The organism is Nocardioides sp. Z50_6 (genome assembly GCF_058215755.1).
Window position 1 is genome coordinate 37,223 of sequence record NZ_JBZAJB010000009.1, and the last position, 18,787, is coordinate 56,009.

Annotated in this window: 15 protein-coding genes; 11 read left to right on the forward strand and 4 right to left on the reverse strand. The window is 68.4% G+C overall.

Annotation, left to right across the window (positions count from 1 at the left end; all coding sequences use genetic code 11):
* The first annotated feature begins 69 nt into the window (after positions 1–69).
* Positions 70–1,554 carry an aldehyde dehydrogenase gene (locus AC4BGE_RS17050; RefSeq protein WP_490576102.1) on the forward strand — a complete coding sequence of 495 codons (1,485 nt, stop codon included), beginning with the start codon at positions 70–72 and terminating at the stop codon, positions 1,552–1,554.
* A gap of 178 nt (positions 1,555–1,732) precedes the next feature.
* On the opposite strand, the gene AC4BGE_RS17055 is transcribed toward AC4BGE_RS17050, so the two are convergent.
* Entirely contained in the window at positions 1,733–2,602 is an 870-nt protein-coding gene (locus AC4BGE_RS17055) for an NAD(P)-dependent oxidoreductase (RefSeq protein ID WP_490576053.1), read from the reverse strand.
* A gap of 172 nt (positions 2,603–2,774) precedes the next feature.
* On the opposite strand from AC4BGE_RS17055, the gene AC4BGE_RS17060 reads away from it, so the two are divergent.
* Entirely contained in the window at positions 2,775–3,791 is a 1,017-nt protein-coding gene (locus AC4BGE_RS17060; protein WP_490576054.1) for a zinc-dependent alcohol dehydrogenase family protein, read from the forward strand.
* A 70-nt stretch (positions 3,792–3,861) separates the two neighbouring features.
* A complete protein-coding gene (locus tag AC4BGE_RS17065) occupies positions 3,862–5,007 on the forward strand; it encodes an extracellular solute-binding protein (RefSeq protein ID WP_490576055.1) in 1,146 nt (381 codons plus the stop codon).
* Positions 5,008–5,373: 366 nt separating this feature from the next.
* On the opposite strand, the gene AC4BGE_RS17070 is transcribed toward AC4BGE_RS17065, so the two are convergent.
* The 3 genes from AC4BGE_RS17070 to AC4BGE_RS17080 are packed head-to-tail and all read right to left on the reverse strand — an operon-like array spanning position 5,374 to position 8,492.
* Entirely contained in the window at positions 5,374–6,276 is a 903-nt protein-coding gene (locus tag AC4BGE_RS17070) for an SDR family NAD(P)-dependent oxidoreductase (RefSeq protein ID WP_490576103.1), read from the reverse strand.
* 45 nt (positions 6,277–6,321) lie between these two features.
* Positions 6,322–7,674: an FAD-dependent oxidoreductase gene (locus tag AC4BGE_RS17075; RefSeq protein ID WP_490576056.1), complete on the reverse strand. Its 1,353-nt coding sequence runs from the start codon at positions 7,672–7,674 to the stop codon at positions 6,322–6,324.
* Positions 7,671–8,492 (reverse strand): aspartate/glutamate racemase family protein, encoded by an 822-nt coding sequence (locus tag AC4BGE_RS17080; protein ID WP_490576057.1) that lies wholly within the window; start codon positions 8,490–8,492, stop codon positions 7,671–7,673. The genes AC4BGE_RS17075 and AC4BGE_RS17080 overlap by 4 nt, the downstream gene beginning before the upstream one ends.
* Before the next feature lie 144 nt (positions 8,493–8,636).
* On the opposite strand from AC4BGE_RS17080, the gene AC4BGE_RS17085 reads away from it, so the two are divergent.
* The 8 genes from AC4BGE_RS17085 to leuS all read left to right on the forward strand — a co-directional run bounded on the left by AC4BGE_RS17085 (position 8,637) and on the right by leuS (position 18,747).
* The gene (locus AC4BGE_RS17085) at positions 8,637–9,806 is read left to right on the forward strand and encodes an MFS transporter (protein ID WP_490576058.1); all 1,170 of its coding nucleotides are present in this window, start codon (positions 8,637–8,639) and stop codon (positions 9,804–9,806) included.
* A 191-nt stretch (positions 9,807–9,997) separates the two neighbouring features.
* Positions 9,998–10,900 carry an HpcH/HpaI aldolase/citrate lyase family protein gene (locus AC4BGE_RS17090; RefSeq protein WP_490576059.1) on the forward strand — a complete coding sequence of 301 codons (903 nt, stop codon included), beginning with the start codon at positions 9,998–10,000 and terminating at the stop codon, positions 10,898–10,900.
* Entirely contained in the window at positions 10,897–11,907 is a 1,011-nt protein-coding gene (locus AC4BGE_RS17095; protein WP_490576060.1) for a MaoC family dehydratase, read from the forward strand. The genes AC4BGE_RS17090 and AC4BGE_RS17095 overlap by 4 nt, the downstream gene beginning before the upstream one ends.
* Positions 11,897–13,129 (forward strand): CoA transferase, encoded by a 1,233-nt coding sequence (locus tag AC4BGE_RS17100; RefSeq protein ID WP_490576104.1) that lies wholly within the window; start codon positions 11,897–11,899, stop codon positions 13,127–13,129. Before AC4BGE_RS17095 ends, AC4BGE_RS17100 begins: the two co-directional genes overlap by 11 nt.
* On the forward strand, positions 13,129–14,322 hold the full coding sequence (locus tag AC4BGE_RS17105; protein ID WP_490569185.1) for an acyl-CoA dehydrogenase family protein: 1,194 nt from the start codon (positions 13,129–13,131) through the stop codon (positions 14,320–14,322). Before AC4BGE_RS17100 ends, AC4BGE_RS17105 begins: the two co-directional genes overlap by 1 nt.
* Before the next feature lie 738 nt (positions 14,323–15,060).
* On the forward strand, positions 15,061–15,507 hold the full coding sequence (locus AC4BGE_RS17110) for a hypothetical protein (protein WP_490576061.1): 447 nt from the start codon (positions 15,061–15,063) through the stop codon (positions 15,505–15,507).
* Positions 15,508–15,677: 170 nt separating this feature from the next.
* The gene (locus AC4BGE_RS17115; protein WP_490576062.1) at positions 15,678–16,058 is read left to right on the forward strand and encodes a DUF4870 domain-containing protein; all 381 of its coding nucleotides are present in this window, start codon (positions 15,678–15,680) and stop codon (positions 16,056–16,058) included.
* A 172-nt stretch (positions 16,059–16,230) separates the two neighbouring features.
* The gene (gene leuS / locus AC4BGE_RS17120) at positions 16,231–18,747 is read left to right on the forward strand and encodes a leucine--tRNA ligase (protein WP_490572455.1); all 2,517 of its coding nucleotides are present in this window, start codon (positions 16,231–16,233) and stop codon (positions 18,745–18,747) included.
* The last annotated feature ends 40 nt before the right edge of the window (positions 18,748–18,787 follow it).

Below are 18,787 nucleotides of genomic sequence, written 5' to 3' on the forward strand. Positions count from 1 at the left end.
CGGATCCGGGGTCCGCTGCTGGTCCTCGCGTCCGGCGCAGGCGAATACCGATCAGACAGGAACTCGCACATGACTCGCGAAGTAGATGGCAACAGGCTCTTCATCGGTGGCGACTGGGTGCCGTCGACCGGACGGAACACGCTCGAGGTGATCTCTCCCGTCACCGAGGAGGTCCTGGCTCGGGTGCCGTCCGCCACGACTGCCGACGTGGACCGGGCCGTCGCGGCGGCGCGTGAGGCCTTCGACCACAGCGGTTGGCGCCACACGACCCTGGAGGACCGGCTGACGATCCTGCGCCGGCTCCACGAGCTGCTCGACGCGTCGCGCGAGGACGTGGCGCAGCTGATCACCACCGAGATGGGGTGTCCGATCACCCAGTCGCGGACCATCCAGGCAGGCAGTGCGGTGAAGGCGCTCGGGGGTTACATCGCAGTCGCACCTGACTATCCGTTCCGGTCCTTGCGGCGTTCCGAGGAGACCAACGCGCTGGTGCTGCGTGAACCGGTCGGCGTCGTCGCGGCCATCTCCCCGTGGAACGTGCCGATGACGATCAACATCCTCAAGATCGCGCCGTCCATCCTGGCCGGGTGCACTGTCGTGCTCAAGCCCTCTCCTGAGACACCACTCGACGCTTTCCTCCTTGCGGAGCTGCTGTCGGAGGCCGGACTCCCCCCGGGAGTGGTCAACGTCATCACAGCCGATCGGGAGGCCAGCGAGCACCTGGTGACCCACCCGGGTGTCGACAAGGTGACGTTCACCGGCTCGACCAGTGTGGGGCGGCGTATTGCCAGCCTCTGTGGTCACGACCTTCGTCGCGTCACCCTGGAGCTGGGCGGCAAGTCCGCGGCGATCGTGCTGGACGACGCAGACCTCGACAGGACCGTCGAGTCACTGCGGTTCGGCTCGTTGCGGAACAGCGGACAGGTGTGCAGCCTCAAGACCCGGATCCTGGTCTCGGAGAAGAACAAGGCGGGCCTCGTCGATCGGCTGGTCGCGATGGTCGAGTCGATGAAGGTGGGGGACCCGAGCGACCCGGACACGCACATCGGTCCGATGGTGACTGCCAGGCAGAGAAGCGTGGTCGAGGGTTACATCGCCTCCGGGGAGGAACAGGGAGCCACCCTGGTGACGGGCCGCGACCTCCCCTCCGGTCTCGACCGCGGCTGGTTCGTGCGGCCCACGGTGTTCACGGATGTGACGCCGGACATGCGGATCGCCCGGGAGGAGATCTTCGGGCCTGTGCTCTCAGTCCTGACCTACCGCGATGAGGACGAGGCAGTCGCGCTGGCCAACGCCACGGAGTACGGCCTCAACGGTGCCGTCTTCTCGTCGGACGAGAGGCATGCCCTGGCGGTGGCCCGCCGGATTCGGACCGGCACGGTCGAGATCGACGGAAACGCCGCTGGCTACATCGCGCCCGCCGGCGGCGTCGGTGCCAGCGGGATCGGTCGCGAGAACGGCCCCGAGGGCTTGGACGCGTACGTCGAGCTCAAGTCCTTCGGTCTGTCGAACGCGGCAGCCTCGGCGATCGACGGGGACCCGTCCTGGGCGTGAGGTCCGCGGAGGTCGTACCGCGGAGCATCGGTAAGCCTGTCTGACAGGCACACGAAGGCCTCCGCCTGCGGAGCGAGCTGTCTCCAGTTCGCTCCACAGGCGGAGGCCTTCGTGTGCCTGTCGGCGCCGGCCCGGCTCCTCGGCCTGCTGGATCAGGTTCCGCGGTGGTCTGCGACGATCAGGCGCGGTCCTGGTGCCACGCCAGCATCATCTCGGTCTGGTCAGCGTCAGAGCCGAGCCGGTCGACGGCTTGATCCATGTAGGTCTCGACGAGCTGCCCGATGCCCGTGTCGTGGTCAAGGCTGCGTGCCAGCTCGTTGGCCAGCCGTACGTCCTTGCGCATCAGCTCGATGGTGAATCCCTGCAGCTGGTTCTTGTGCATCAGCTCGGGATAGGTGTACTCGGTGACGTAGCTGCGACCCGTGCTCTTGTTCAGCACCTCGATGGCCATCGACTCGTCGATTCCGGCTTCCACGGCGAGCTGCACACACTGGAGCGCGGCGAAGCGGTGGCAGGCATTAATCAGGTTGTTCACGAGCTTCATGGCGTGGCCTGCGCCCACGTCGCCCACGTGGTAGACGTTGGACGTCACGGTGAGCAACAGCTGCTCCACGGCGGCGAAGTCCTCCTTTGTCGCTCCCACCATGAGCGTCGCATCGCCCGTGCGGGCACGTCGGACGCCGCCGGCGATGGGGGAGTCGACGAAGCGGATCTGCCTGTCGGCGAGACGGCTGGTGATGTCCCCGTCGACCGCCGGAGTGCTCGAGGTGGTGTCGATGATCATCGTCCCCGGGGCGAGCTTCTCGGCCAGGGCGCTCGGACCGAAGAGCAGGTCGAGCACGTTCGCCGGCGTGGGCAGGGAGAGAAAGACCACCGAGCAGCTGTCGGCGATCTCCTCGAGGGAGGCGTAGGTGGCGCCGGCTGCCACCAGCTCGTCAGCGGCGCGAGGATTGAGGTCGTTGACGAAGAGGTCGGTCGACCCCACCAGTCGTCCCGCGATGGCCGAGCCCATGGCTCCTACGCCGATGAAACCCACTCGATTGATCACTCTTCGACTCCTCTTCGGCGCGGTGCAGATCGCTCGCACCCGTCTTAAACTCTGACAATTGCCAGTATTGTATTTGTGTGACAATCTGTCAACTGGCGTCGACTCGACGCTGGCCACCGCGAGGTCCCTTGACGACCCACGGGGTTGAACCGAGTTCGAGTGAGGAGAACGCATGCTGGGAGCCGTCTATCTGGGGGACCGCAAGGTCGAGCTGCGCGAGTTCGCGGATCCGCGGCCGGGAGCCGGCGAGGTCGTCGTAGCGATCCGAGCCTCCGGTCTGTGTGGGAGTGACCTCAACTACTACCGCTCCGCCAGCGCCGCCGCCGGCTTCGTCGCGGGTCACGAGCCGGCGGGTGTGGTCCACGAGGTGGGTCCCGGCGTCCCGCCTGAGGTCGCGACCGTCGGCGACCGCGTCATGATCCACCACTACGTGGGCTGCGGGCGGTGCAACCACTGCCGCACGGGCTGGACCCAGATGTGCTTGGAGCAGGTGGTCCAGGTGATGGGAAGCAACGCGCATGGTGGACACGCGCCCTATCTCAAGGTTCCGGCTTCCACGCTCGTGCCCCTGCACGACGCGCTCAGCTTCAAGGCGGGTGCTGCCATCGCGTGCGGCACGGGGACGGCCTGGGGAGCGCTGGAGCGCCTCGGTGATGTCGGGGGCGCCACGATCGCCATCTTCGGTCAGGGGCCCGTGGGACTCTCCGCGACGATGCTCGCGACCGCGCGTGGGGCCCGGGTTATCGCGGTCGATCCTGAGCCCGCCCGGCTCGAGCAGGCCACCCGTTTCGGGGCATTCGCCACCCTCGACCCCAGGGGTCAGGACGTGCCGTCTGCCATTCGGGAGCTGGTGGACGGTGATGGCGTCCCCCTCGGGATGGAGACCTCGGGCAAGACCGAGGCGGCGACCAACGTGCTGGACTCGCTGGCCCGATGGGGGCGGGGCTGCTTCGTCGGCGTCGGCGCGGAGGTCCGGCTCGGCGTGCATCCGTACCTGCGGCGTCAGCTGACCGTCATGACGTCCTGGTCCATGTCGCTCATCGGCCAGCGTGACTGCGCCGACTTCATCGTCCGCCACGACCTGCCTGTCGACGACCTGTTCAGTCACAGCTGGAGCCTCGACCAAGTGGTGGACGCCTACGAGGAGTTCGATCTCCAGCGTGCGGGCAAGGGCGTCATCGTCTTCTAGTAGCAGCGTCTTAGCAGCAGATTTACATTGACAACGGTCATGTCTGTTAATAATCTGACATTTCCAACCGATGCAGGCGCATGGCCTGACGGGATTCGAGGAGAAGCTCATGAACGTTCGTGCGCGTGTACGACCGATGGTGGCACTCGCGGTGGCGGCCACCATCGCGCTCGGCATGACGAGTTGCGGCGGTGACGATGGTGGGGAGGGCCTCGGAGAGGTGTCCGAGGCCCAGAAGGCGCTCTACGAGGAGGCGGTCTCCAACGGCGGGGAGCTCAGTGTCTTCCTCGGCACCTCTGACAACGAGGCCACGGACCGGAGTATCCAGATCTTCCAGGAGACCTTCCCCGACATCGAGATCAGCTACGTCTCCGGGATCGGGGAAGAGGTGATCGAACGACTGGTGACCGAGAAGCGATCCGGCCTCGACAACGCCGACGTCCTGGTGATGCCCTCCATGTCGGCCTTCGAGCGAGTGGACAAGGAGGGATTCATGGCCAAGTTCTCGCCCGAGGATCTCGACAAGTTCCCTCGGGACGAGGGGACCTACCTCGAGGACGTGGCCTACTCGTACTCCAACCTGTACAACGCGGCCTGCTACAACCCTGCGAACGTGACCGAGGAGGAGATCGAGCTTCTCAAGTCCTACGAAGGGTGGACGGATCCCAGGTGGAAGGGCAGGGCGGCGATCGTCAATCCGGACGGATTCGGTTATCGGTTCGGGTTGACGCACTGGGTCTACCAGGATCCTGAGCTGGGCAAGAAGTGGCTCGAGCGCCTGGCGGCCATCGACCCGACCGTCTACACCGGGGCAGGCATCGCGGGTCCGCAGATGATGGCGGGGGAGTACGACGTGGTGTTCAACAGCCTCACGCTGTTCGGTGCCAAAGCGTACCGCGACGGTGCTCCCATGGAGTGCGTCACCGGAGAGTACGCGCCGTTCTACACGTTCGCCGCCGGCCTGGTGGAGGACGCCCCCAACGCGGCCGCGGGCAAGCTCTACATCAACTGGCTCTTCTCCGAGGCGGGGCAGGCGGCTGTTCAGGAGTCCTACGCCTTCGCGGCCCGCCGCGAGGGGTTCGACACCCCGGTGGTCGACGCTGACTGGTGGGAGACCCCGGAGGACCGCAGGCCCACCGACGAAGCCCTGGTGGACGAGAAGTACGAAGAGCTGTCGAACATGTTCGCGTCGATGTTCGACAACGCCAAGGACTGACCCGACGAGGTGTGAGAGAGTCCGCGACACGGGTGACACCCCGTCGAGACACGTGTGACAGTCAAAGAGCCCCCCGGCCATCGGCCGGGGGGCTCTTTGACTGTGCCACCACAGGTGGGCCCAGGCGGGATCGGGATCGCGGAGCGATGGACTCGCCGGTGCTCAGGTCGAGGCAGTGGTGTCGTCGGCCCACGACCAGGGCGCCGGTCGGGGCGCTCACCGGCGTCGACAGGTCGGCCCGATCCGGGTACGCAAAAAGCAGGACCCGAACCCTGGTACCTGGGGTTCGGGTCCTGCCTGATCTGCTGCGGCTGCCGCGGCGGCTCGACCGCCGCACCGCGCTCATCCGTGGTGGGCGGCTGCCGGCTACATCCGGTCGGTCCGTCCGCCGTCCACGTACAAGGTGTGCCCGGTGATGAAGCTGGCGTCGTCCGAGGCCAGGAAGAGCACGGCGTTGGCCACTTCGATGGGGTCGCCGGCACGGCCCAGGACCGTGGCCCTGCGTCGGAACTCGATGTGCTCCGCCACCTGCTCGGGAGTCCTCGTCGAGCCGGTCAGGGCCGTCAGGAAGAAGCCGGGGGCGACGCAGTTGACGTTGACACCGTGGGGTCCCAGCTCTCGTGCCAGCGTCTTCGTGAGCTGGATGACGCCCGCCTTCGCCGACGCGTACGCGGAACTGCCTCCAGGCGAGCCGGCTGTGTGGTGCGGGGTGGTGCCGGTCCCCATCGCCGAGGAGATGTTCACGATCTTGCCGTAGCCCTGCTCGACCATGTGGGGAGCGACGGCTTGGGAGCAGAAGAAGACGCCCTTGAGGTCGACGCCCAGCACCTGGTCCCAGTCCTCGTCGGTGATGTCGGCAAATGGTCGGTAGCGGGTGACGCCAGCGTTGTTGACCAGGATGTCCACACGGCCATGGCGTTCTCGCAGGGCCTGCGTGCTCTCGTGCACCAGCCGACGGTCCTGGACGTCCAGCTCCAGGGACTCCGCCGACAGCCCCATCTCCGTGAGCTCGTCGACGAGGGAGTCGCCGGCAGTCGCATTGGCATCCGCCACCACGACTCGCGCCCCCTCGCGTGCGAGACGGGTCGCAATGACCTTCCCCAGGCCGGAGGCGCCCCGGTGACCACGGCGACCCGGTCGGTCAGTCGCCTCGTTCCGTCTGTCATCGCGTCGAACCTCCGAGGAGGTCGCCGCAGGGGCCTGCGGCCGACGGTGGAGTGTGAACCCGCAGAGGTGACATGTGAGTGCCGATCTGTTGACGGGCCTGATGGGAGAAGGAGGGTGGTTCCTGGCTGGTCCCTGGGTCTTGTGCGCTCAGGTGAGGCTGTGCTGCAGGGCGCGCTTGGCGGCGCGACGGCCGAAGATGAGTGCGCGCGACAGGCCGCCGACGTACCCGCTCACGTTGTAGCCGCCCTGGTCGACACCCGCGGCGAAGAGACCCGGGACCGGGTCCCCGTCGGGGCGGAGGACTTGGCCATGGACGTCGGTGCGCAGGCCGCCGAAGGTCGAGGTCATCGCGGCCTGGACCTCGAGCATGGCGAGGTGCTCCTCACCGACCGCCAACCGGTGCCGTCCACGGGTGGGAGCGGGGTCGCCGTCAGCTGCCAGCGTCGCGTCGTACGTGGAGAGCGTGTGGGCTGCTTCTCGTCCCGCGTACCCCCACTCCTCGAGCGCCGCGCCGACCTCGGCACGGGTCCCGTCGACGAGCAGGCGGGCGCCGCGGCGGCCGGCCTGCCGCATGACGTCGAGGAGGTCGATACCGAGCTGGTCCTCGGACTTCTGCAGCATCTCGGTGCCGACCACGAGCACCGCGCGTCCCACCCGCGCCACATGGTTCGCGAGCGGCACGGCGCCCAGCGACTCGTCGGTCAGCCGGTGACCGTCAGGTCCGAGCACGACGCCGTAGACGGCGGAGTGCAGGACGAGGCCTCGGAAGTCACCTTCGGAGATCGAGTCGTCGAGGGCGGGCAGGAGCACTCCGTAGAAAGTGTCCATGCGGTGCGACGTGCTGGCTCCCGCGTCGAGACCGAGCAGCAGGCCGGCTCCCGCACTGAAGGGGTTGCTGCGGAGCCGCACCGACCGGGAGACCGTCTCGCCGAGGTAGCGATCCAGCAGCTCGCGGTTGTTCTGGAAGCCGCCGGTGGCCAGGACGACCGCGCGACAGGCCACCTCCAGCTCCTCGCCGGAGGCCTTGTCGACGATCCGGGCACCCACGACAGCGCCGTCCCGGGTCAGCAAGCGGCTGATGGAGCTGCCGTTCAGCACCCAGCCCCCCGAGGCTTCGACCGCGCGCCTCCCGCGGGTCATCAGGCTCTCGACGTCGACGTTCATGCCGATCGGCGGGGGGTCGTAGGTCGAGCTCGAGGAGGCGCGGTGGCGCTCGCGGACGGGCACGCCCAGGCTGGTGAGCCAGGACAGCGAGCTGTCCAGGTCATCGCGGACAGCCTGCCAGAGAGCGACGTCACCATCCGGGTCGGTCGCGCTGAACGCCGCGGGGGTCTGCACGGTCCAGACGTTCCCGGTCGAGAGCACCGCGGTGCCCCCGAGAGCGTCCGATACCTCGCACACCAGGACGCGAGCGCCCTCCTCCGCTGCTTGGGTGGCCGCAGACATACCGGCCATTCCTCCACCAAGGACGACCAGGTCGAACTTCTCCACTTCGCTCATGATGACCTCTCCCCGCCCTGATCCGCGATCAGCCGCGGCAGGACCGGAATGTCGTACATCTCGGCCGCGCGCTGCAGGATCGCGGTCGGCGGCTTGGCGTAGAGGGGACCGCGACTGGTCCACTGCCCCGTGTGCTGGTGGATGGCGGCAGCCGCTTCGGCGAAGCGTGCGACCAAGGCGTAGGTGTCCTGGATGATGGCCCCGTCGACCTCCCGGAGTCCGGCGGCTGCAGCGATCGTCGTGTGCACACCTCCGCCGATGATGGTGTCGGCTCCCTGGGCGATGAGGCGACGCGCGGAGGCCCGATAGGCCTCGACGACGGCGGCTGCCACTTCCGGGTCGGTGAACCCCTCGTGGATGCGAGGCAGGTGGTCGAACTGGACCGAGTCGACCCCGGCCAGGCGACTCTCGTAACCGTAACTTCGGACGATCTCCCGGTAGCGCGGGATCGCCTTGGCGTTGGTGGCGACGACGCCGAACTTCTCTCCGGTCATGCAGGCCACCGACGTGGAGACCTCCATCTGGACCACTACCGGGATGTCCAGTACTTCACGCAGCGCCACCACGCCGGGGTCTAGAGAGTTGCCCAAGGCGAACACGTCGTACCCCTCGGCCTGGGCCTGCATCCCGAGCGCGATGATCTCGCGCTCGTCGTAGTGGAACAGCAGTCGGTACTGGTCGGCGTACGCGCCGTGAGTGGTGCCGCGGACCAGGATTTCGACGCCCGGGCTCACCACTTGCTCGAGTTGCGCCTGCACTGCCGAGATGAAACCCGGGCTTCGTGTCTCGGAAGCCATGAGCTGGAACCAGATCTTCATGTGAAGCCTTTCAGGGGGCGCGAATCCGCCGCGGCAATGACACCATCGGGACGGAGCACTAATGCTCTGACAATTGCCAGGATGCTATACACGTGCAAAGGTGTCAACGGCGGACAAGCTGCCATGAACTGGGGGTGGCAAGGCGTGAACATTCGGCGCCTGCTGGTCTTGGCGACGTGCTTGATGTTGTCCCAGCTGGCTCTCTCGCTGGCACGCCCGATGACCTCCTACCGACTGCTGGAGCTCGGTGAGTCGGCCTCGATGGTCGGTTGGATCTCCGCGTTGTACGCCGTGGTGCCGCTGGCGCTCGTGCTTCCCGCTGGCAGGATGGCCGGGGGGCGAGGTGTCGGATCCCTAGCGCTCGGAGGATGTGCTCTTCTCGCCCTGGGCTGCGTGGGTTTGGCGTTCGGGGAGCAGGTGTGGCACCTGGCTGGCGCCAGCATCGTGCTCGGGGCCGGAAACCTGGGTCAGATGATCGCCTACCAGTCACTGGTGGCACAGGAGTCCCGGGACCGTGACTACGATCGGAACTACGGCTGGATGTCCGCGGGGTCCTCCCTGGGCCAGCTCATCGGCCCGCTGGCCGGCACGCTGGCCTTCGAGCGCTACGGCCAGAACCTATCCGGCACCACGGTCGCGGTGCTCGTCTCGGCAGCCGCTGCCGGTCTGGGGCTCTTGGTGACCGTGCTGCTCGTCCGCGGCGGGCCGGTCCGTCTCCCCGACTCCCCCTCGGAAGGCGCGGCGCCCAGGCCCAACATCCTCGCGATGCTCTCGCGGCCCGGGGCTACCGCTTCGATCTACATCAGCCTGGTCGTGCTCTCGGTCATCGACCTGCTTTCGGTGTACCTCCCGGTGCTGGGCGAGGAGAGAGGCTGGGCGCCGAGCCTTGTCGGTGTGCTCCTGGCGCTGCGGGCCGGAGTGTCCATGCTCTCCAGACTGGGTCTGGGTGTGGTGATGGCTCACTATTCCCGCCGGTTCGTGCTTGTCGCCAGTGTCTCCCTCGGCGCCGTTCTCATCAGCGTCCTGCCCCTGCTCGATGCTGCCCCCGCACTCATCGTCGTCATGGCGTTGCTCGGGCTCGGGCTGGGGGCCGGGCAGCCGGTGAGCCTGGCTTGGAGTGTCTCGGTGGTGCCCGCGGATGAGCGGGGCACCGCCATCGCGGTACGCCTGATGGGGAATCGACTCGGTCAGGTGCTGCTGCCGGGGGCCGCGGCGCTGTTCGTGGGTCTGGGAGGTGCGGCCATGGTGTTTTGGATGCTGGGCCTCCTGTTGGCCTCGAGTGCTGGAGCGGTGCTGAGGACTCCGAAGGAGTAGACCTAGCGTCCGAGCCGGCCTCAGAGGGCGCAGGCACCCGCCTCAAGCCTGACTACTTGACCAATCCTGTCAAAGTCTTACAATTAGCGTCGGTGTCGCCCGAATCACCAGGACTGGACTCCGCACGATCCCGTCATGCCGATGGACACTCGTTTGCACCGGCCACCGATCATCACCTCTTGGGAGCATTCATGCCATCAGCAGCGACGAGCGCTCCGCAATCGCAGATAGCGCCCCGGTCGTGTCTCGTGGTGCCCGCCTCCAACTCCCTCATGTTGGCCAAGGCGCTCGGGACCGCCGCGGACGAGATCGTCCTCGACCTCGAGGACGCCGTGGCTCCTGCGGCCAAGGATGAGGCCCGCGCTCACGCCGTCGCGGTCATCAGCGCCAATCCGGGCAGGGGACTGGCGGTCCGGGTCAACCAGATCGGTACGCGCTGGTGCCACCACGACATCCTGGCGGTGGCCGCGGTCGCCGGTGCTGATCCAGTGACCCTGGTAGTCCCCAAGGTCGAGACGCCTGCTGACGTCGGCTTCGTCGATCGGCTCGTACGGGGCGCCCTGGCTGACCGGCCGGGGGACTCGCTGCAGCTCCAGCTCGACATCCTCGTCGAGTCGGCGCCGGCGTTGCGGGACCTGCACGCCGTGGTGGCCGCCAGCGACCTCGTGCGAGCCGTGGTGGTGGGGTATGCCGATCTCGGCGCCGATCTCGGTCGAGACCCCACCGGAGAACCGACGATCTGGGACGGCGTACGGCATCAGGTCGTGGCCGCGGCCCGCGCGGCTGGACGGGCGGTTCTGGACGGGCCCTGGCTCTCCACGGCCGTGGACACAGCGTTCACTCGAGACAGGGAACGGGCCCGTGCCTTCGGGTTCGACGGCACGTGGGTGATCCATCCGGCCCAGATCGCCGAAGCCACTCGTGTCTTCACGCCGTCGACGGAGGAGATCGCGTGGGCCACGCAGGTGCTGTCCGCTCTCGAGGAATCGGTTGCACGAGGCGCTGGCGCCGTCGCGCTCGGGGGACAGATGCTTGACGAGGCCGTGGCGATCCGCGCAAGGTCGATCTTGGCCCGGGCGGGGGAGAAGCTGTGAGCGTGATCGCCGCCCGCGGCCCGTACTTCGACGATCTCGAACGTGGCCAAGTGTTCGACAGTGCCCCGGGGGTGACCCTCACATCAGGCGGAGCTGCGCTGCACCAGGCCATCCTCGGCGACCGCCTCGCGACCGCCACCGACCACGAGCTCGGTAGCCGCCTGAGTGGAAGGGGACCCCTGGCACACCCCGCGTACGTCTGGGACGTGGCCATCGGACAGTCCACCGTGGCGACCCACTTCGTCCGGGCCAACCTCTTCTATCGGGGCCTGGCGTTCCGACGCTTTCCCGTGCTGGGAGACACCCTCAGCACCACCACGACGGTGGTCGGACTCAAGCAGAACACGCCCCGCCAGGGCCGGCCTCTGACCGGTCTGGCGGCACTGCGCATCACGACCGTGGACCAACACGGGACACCGGTCCTGGACTTCCATCGATGCGCGATGATCCCGCTCACGCCGGACGCCCAGCCCACCGGGCATGCCGACGACCTGACCCAGATCGGGGCGGAGGCCAGCGCAGACTGGGTCGCGCTCGAAGAGCTCGACCTCCAGGCGCTGCCACAGAAGTTCGAGCTGGCCGCCGTCGGCACCACGATCGAGCCGGTCGGCGGGGACGTGGTCACCAGTGCCCCGGAGCTGGCGCGTCTCACGTTGAACGTCGCCCAGGTGCACCACGACGCGAAGGCCGCTGGCGGGCGTCGGCTCGTGTATGGCGGCCACACCATCGGCCTCGCTGCCGCCCAGGTCAGCCGCGCCCTTCCTGGGGTCGTGCTGCACCTTGGCTGGAGGTCTTGCGACCACACGGGGCCAGTCCACGAGGGCGACACTCTGCGTAGCCGTATCACCGTCGAGTCCGCTCGACCGGGCCCCAGCGACACCCACCTGGTGGAGCTCCGCTCACTGGTGGAAGCAGACGACCTTGACGGCCAAGGGGAACCACGACCGGTGCTCGACTGGCGCCTCACCGTTCTAGCAGTTAATGGAGCACAGCAGCATGCAAGCTAGACGACCCCTGGAGGGCCTCCGTGTGGTGGAGTCGACGAGCTTCGTAGCAGGGCCCCTCGCCGGTATGACCCTGGCGCAGATGGGTGCAGAGGTCATCCGCCTCGATCCGGTCGGCGGACCTGCCGACGCTGGACGGTGGCCCCTGGATCGCCACGGGCAAAGCCTGTTCTGGTCCGGGCTCAACAAGGGCGTGCGCTCGGTGGCCCTCGACTTCCGTACCCCCGAGGGGCAAGAACTCGCCAGCACGTTGATCACTGCCCCAGGAGACGGGGCGGGGCTCTTCGTCGACAACACCATCGGGCGAGACTTCTTCGCCTACGAGACCTTGAGCCGAAAGCGCCCTGACCTCGTGCACGTTCACATCCAGGGGCATCCCGACGGGCGGCCAGCCATGGACTACGCCGTCAACCCACTCTATGGCGTACCGATGCTCACCCGCCACGTCGACATCGATCGCCCGGTCAACCACGTGCTCCCGGCCTGGGACATCGCCACGGGGCTCCTTGCCGTCTCCGGCCTCCTGGCGGGGCTCCAGCGTCGTCACGCGGACGGCTCGGGCTCACGGATCGACCTTGCCTTGGCCGACGTGGCCGCCGCGCACGTGGCGCATCTGGGGTGGCTGGCCGAAGCGGCCGACCGCGGCGGGGACCGGCCCCGCCTGGGCAACCACATGTTCGGGGCCTTCGGCGTGGACTTCGCCTGCGCGGACGGTCGGCGGGTCATCGCCGTCGCCATCACCCGTCAGCAGTGGCATGACCTCGTCCAGTTGACCGAGACGCGGGCGGTCTTCGACGCGCTCGCCACGAGCACGGGGGCTGATTTCGACGTGGAGGGTGAAAGATTCGAGCACCGGGCTCTCATCGAAGCCGTACTGGCCCCCTGGTTTTCTCGAAGGGCGGCTGCCGAAGTGATCAAGGCGGCAGGTGGTACACGCGTGATGGTGGGCGAGTTCCGGTCGCCCAAGGAGGTGGTGGATGCATACCGGCGCGGCGAGGAGTCGCCGGTGCTGACCGAGATCCACCAGTCGGGAGAATCGATGCTGACCGCGACCTCGCCGCTGCGTTGGGACACCGAATACGCCGAGGCTCGCCCGGCGCCACGGTTCGGCGGCGACACCGTATGGGCTCTCGCCGACGTGCTGGGCCTGGCCGACCACGAGATCGGCGGACTCGTCGACCGAGGCGTCATCCGCCTCGCCACCCAGGCGAACGGCGAACGATGATGCCTCGCCTCTGCCAGACCGAGGACCTCACCGAGGACCAGACCGAGATCCTCAAGGCAGTGCGGACCTTCGTGGAGGAGAAGATCCTCCCGGTGGCCACCGAGCTCGAGCACGCCGACGAGTACCCCACCGAGATCGTCGAGGGCCTCAAGGAGCTCGGCATCTTCGGGCTGATGATCCCCGAGGAGTACGACGGTCTCGGCGAGTCGCTGCTGACCTACGCGCTGTGCGTGGAGGAGATCGCCCGCGGCTGGATGAGCGTCTCGGGTGTCATCAACACCCACTTCATCGTGGCCTACATGCTGATGAAGCACGGCACCGAGGAGCAGAAGCGCAAGTACCTGCCGAGGATGGCGACCGGCGAGGTCCGGGGCGCGTTCTCGATGTCGGAGCCGTCGCTGGGCTCCGACGTCTCCGCGATCTCGACCAAGGCCACGAAGACGGACGAGGGCTACGAGATCACCGGCCAGAAGATGTGGCTGACCAACGGTGGCTCCTCCACCCTGGTGGCCGTGCTGGTCAAGACCGACGAGGGTGCCGACTCGGTCTACAAGAACATGACCACCTTCCTCGTCGAGAAGGAGCCGGGCTTCGGCGAGACCGCCCAGGGCGTGACCGTGCCGGGCAAGATCGACAAGATGGGCTACAAGGGCATCGACACCACGGAGATGATCTTCGAGGGCCACAAGATCTCCGCCGACCAGATCCTCGGCGGGGAGCCCGGCAAGGGCTTCTACCAGATGATGGACGGCGTCGAGGTCGGCCGGGTCAACGTCGCCGCCCGCGCCTGCGGCATCGCCAACCGGGCCTTCGAGCTCGGGGTCGCCTACGCCCAGCAGCGCGAGACCTTCGGCAAGCCGATCGCCGAGCACCAGGCGATCCTCTTCCGGATCGCGGAGATGGCGACCAAGGTCGAGACCGCCCACGCGATGATGGTCAAGGCCGCGCGCAAGAAGGACTCGGGCCAGCGCAACGACGTCGAGGCCGGGATGGCCAAGATGCTCGCCTCGGAGTACTGCAACGAGGTGGTCGAGGCCTCCTTCCGCATCCACGGCGGCTACGGCTACTCCAAGGAGTACGAGATCGAGCGTCTCTACCGGGAGGCGGCCTTCATGCTGATCGGTGAGGGGACCTCCGACATCCAGAAGATGATCATCGGGCGGAGCATGCTCAAGGAGTACAAGCTCCGCTGAACGGTGACACGACTAGAGCGCACCGCAGTGCCCCACCCGATTGCCCGTATTGTCGCCGGAGGTAACCCGCGCATGTGGGTAGCCATAAATTTGCCACTTTGTCTGCGTGCGGGCCTCGATCTGGGTCGAATCGGGTCGAGACCAGACGTAGGATGGCAGACGCAAAGCCCGACAAACTTCGCTCGTGAGCCCTGAAAACGAGTTCGTCCGAGGCGGCTCGAATCGTCAAATGGTCCTGCTCGACAGCAGAGGGTCAGGGGTTCGAGTCCCCTCAGCTCCACCGAAGTAGCAGGTCAGAGGCCATGACGGCGTCCCGCAGGGGGGCCGGTATGGCCTTCGGCCATTTCTCGGTGCCCCCGGGGGCGTCCGCAGGGCTCGTGGCCCCGCTCGCCGGCCCGCTCGCCGGCGGGATGATCTGGGCCACATCCGGGTACGGGTAGGCAGGCGTCAAGCAGCGGCGCCCACCGTCCTGCCCGTGAAGGTGAGCCCACATGCGACGGCCTCTCCCTCTCCCTGAATCAGATCCCTCGGACCGCAGCGCGGTCCACCACTTCATCCGAGTCCACGGGCGACGACCGTTGCCCGGCGAGCTGGGCCAGGAGATGACGGGCGCTCTCGCGCCGCCCGGCTCCCGGTGGACCGGCTCGGTGGCGACCATCCCGGGTCATGCCACGGCGCTGGTCCGCCGCGAGCTGTCCCGGCTCATCGGGCGCCTCTGAGAGCGCCGAGAGGAGCGACATGGAACCAGGTCGACGAGGTCCCGACCGTGGCCGGGCGCCTGGGGCCGGGCCGCCCGGCCAGGAGACCACGATCGCCGAGAGCCTCGTCCGGGCGGTCGTCGAGCACGACCGGGCCGCCCTGCGGGACCTGCTCGCCCCGGACGTGGACTTCCGCGGGCTGACGCCCGGTCGCTCCTGGGAGGCGACGACGGCGGACGAGGTGGTCGGGGTGTTCCTCGACGAGTGGTTCGAGGACGGCGACCGGGTCGACTCGGTCCTCTCCCTCCAGCACGGGGAGGACGTCGAGGACGTGCGGCGCCTCTCCTACCGGTTCGCCCTGACCAACGCCGCCGGCCCTCACACGGTCGAGCAGCAGGCTTACTACCGAACCGAGGCGAGTCGGCTCACCTACCTCCGGGTGCTCTGCTCCGGCTTCCGGCCGAGCCTCGAGGCGACACCGCGCTGACGCCCGGCCCTCCCGCGCGCGACGGGGCCACCCCGGTCCCACCCGGATCTCGACCCTGCGCCGCCCCCGGGGTTTCCCTGAACCAGCCTCCGGCGGGAACGTTCGGCGCCCGGGCGTGGTTGAGTGGAGCAGGAACACCAGCGGTCAGCGCCGCTCGGAGAGGAGCAGAGATGGACGAGTACTACACCGCGCCGCGGACCCCGATCTCACCCGCGCAGGAGCGCAGCTGGGGGACGGGCGCCCACGTCGTGCCCCTGGTGGCGATGGTCCTGTCGGCCGGACTGCTGGGCTTCGTCGGCTCCCTGGTGATCTACCTGATGTACAAGGACCGCGGCCCGTTCGTCCGGGCCCACGCGGCCAACTCGCTCAACGTGCAGATCCTCACCGGGATCGTGCTGCTGGTCTCCTTCCCCCTGATGCTGCTGCTCGTCGGGTTCCTCACCTACCCGGCGGCGCTGGTCTATGCCTTCGTCATGCACCTGATCGGCGCGATGAAGGCCAACAAGGGCGAGTGGTGGAGCCCGCCGTTCACGCCGCAGTTCGTGCGCTGACCGGTCGGCGGTCGCCGCGCCCGTCGCCGACGCCGGCGAGCACCGGGGTAGGATGAGCGCGTGCGTACCGCCCTCCTTCTTGGCCAGCCGCGCTGATCACCCCGATCGCGCGGCCACCCTCCCTCGTCCGGAGGGTTTTTTTGTGCCTCGCAGGAGCCGACCAGGAGAGACCATGAGCGACCAGCCGAAGACCACCGGGACCGAGCGCGACGAGGAGCGCGAGACGTCGTACGACGTCGCGGCCGTCGAGAGGAAGTGGCAGCAGGTCTGGGCCGAGCTCCAGCCGTTCCGCGCCGACGACGAGGCCGTGCTCTCCGGGCGCAAGGAGAAGCGCTACGCGCTGACGATGTTCCCCTACCCCAGCGGCGACCTGCACATGGGTCACGCCGAGGTCACCGCGCTGCACGACGTCATCGCGCGCTACTGGTGGCAGCGCGGCTACGAGGTGCTCAACCCGATGGGCTGGGACTCCTTCGGCCTGCCGGCCGAGAACGCCGCCATCCGCAACGACGCGCACCCGGCCGACTACACCTACGGCAACATCGCGACCCAGCTGGAGTCCTTCCAGCGCTACGGCGTGAGCTTCGACTGGACGCGTCGGTTCAACACCTCCGACCCGTCGTACTACCGCTGGACCCAGTGGCTCTTCCTGAAGCTGCACGAGAAGGGGCTGGCCTACCGGAAGAACTCGCCGGTCAACTGGTGCCCGCAGGACCAGACGGTGCTGGCCAACGAGCAGGTCGTCGACGGCGCCTGCGACCGGTGCGGAGCCGAGGTGACCAAGCGCGAGCTGACCCAGTGGTACTTCCGCACCACCGCCTACGCCCAGGAGCTGCTGGACTCCCTCGACGACCTCCAGCCGACCTGGTCGGACAAGGTGGTCAACGCCCAGCGCAACTGGATCGGCCGCTCCGAGGGAGCCCACGTCACCTTCACCCTGGCGACCGCCGACGGACCGCGGGACGTGGACGTCTACACGACCCGCCCCGACACCCTCTACGGCGCCACCTTCATGGTGGTCGCCGCCGACGCCGCGCTGGCCGCCGAGGTCGTGGCGCCCGAGCGTCGCCAGGCGCTGGAGGACTACCTCGCCGAGGTGCGCAAGGCCAGCGACATCGACCGGCTCTCCACCGAGCGGAAGAAGACCGGCGTCGATCTCGGCGTCACCGCCACCAACCCGGTCTCCGGGGAGCAGGTCCCGGTCTGGGCCAGCGACTACGTGCTGGCCGACTACGGCACCGGCGCGATCATGGCCGTCCCGGCCCACGACCAGCGCGACCTCGACTTCGCCCGGGCGATGGGCCTGCCGGTGCGTCGCGTGATCGACACGGGGGAGGAGAACCCGGAGGAGACCGGGATCGCCACCACCGGCGACGGCACCTACGTCAACTCCGGTCCGCTGGACGGGTTGGCCGACCGGGCCAGCGGCATCCGCACCATCATCGAGCGCCTGGAGGCCGAGGGCCGGGGCACCGGCGCGGTCAACTTCCGGCTGCGCGACTGGCTGCTCTCCCGGCAGCGCTACTGGGGCGCCCCCATCCCGATCGTGCACTGCCCGGTCGACGGCGAGGTCCGGGTGCCGGAGGACCAGCTCCCGGTGGAGCTGCCCGAGCTGCGGGGTGCCGACCTCAAGCCGAAGGGCACCTCGCCGTTGGGCGCCGCCACCGAGTGGGTCGAGGTCAGCTGCCCGACCTGCGGCGGGCCCGCCCGCCGCGACACCGACACGATGGACACCTTCGTCGACTCCTCCTGGTACTTCCTGCGCTACGTCTCGCCGCACGACGACCAGCAGGCCTTCGACAGCGAGCTGGCCAACGCCTGGGGGCCGGTCGACCTGTACGTCGGCGGCGACGAGCACGCCGTCCTGCACCTGCTCTACGCCCGGTTCTTCACCAAGGCGCTGCGCGACCTGGGCCTGATCGACTGGGACGAGCCGTTCTCGGCCTATCTCTCCCAGGGCAAGGTGATCAACGGCGGCCGGAAGATGAGCAAGTCGCTGGGCAACGGGGTCAACCTGGGGGAGCAGCTGGAGCTCTTCGGGGTCGACGCCGTCCGGCTGACCCTGGTCTTCGCCAGCCCGCCGGAGGACAACATCGACTGGGCCGACGTCTCGCCCGGCGGCGCGATGCGCTTCCTGCAGCGTGCCTGGCGGCTCAGCGGCGACGTCACCAGCGACCCGGGCGCCGACCCGGCGGCCGGCGACGAGGCGCTGCGGCGGGTCACCCACCGCACCGTGCGCGAGGCCGAGACCCTGGTGGAGTCGCACCGCTTCAACGTCGTGGTCGCCCGCACCATGGAGCTGGTCAACGCCACCCGCAAGGCGATCGACTCCGGCTGCGGCCCGGCGGACCCAGCGGTCCGGGAGGCCGTGGAAGCGGTGGCGATCCTGCTCTCGCTGGTGGCCCCCTACGTCGCGGAGGAGATGTGGGAGCGGCTGGGCCACGAGCCGACGGTGGCCCGGGCCGGCTGGCCGGTCGTCGACGAGGCGCTGCTGGTCGAGGAGTCCGTGACGGCGGTGGTGCAGGTCCTTGGCAAGGTCCGGGCCCGGCTCGAGGTCTCCCCGGACATCACCGCCGACGACCTGGAGGCGGCCGCGATGGCCGACGAGGCCGTGCTCCGGGCGATCGACGGGCGGCCCGTGCGCAAGGTCGTGGTCCGCGCGCCGAAGCTGGTCAACATCGTCGTCTGAGTCCCGGTCCGGCCGTCCGCGCCCGGAGATGCACCCCTGC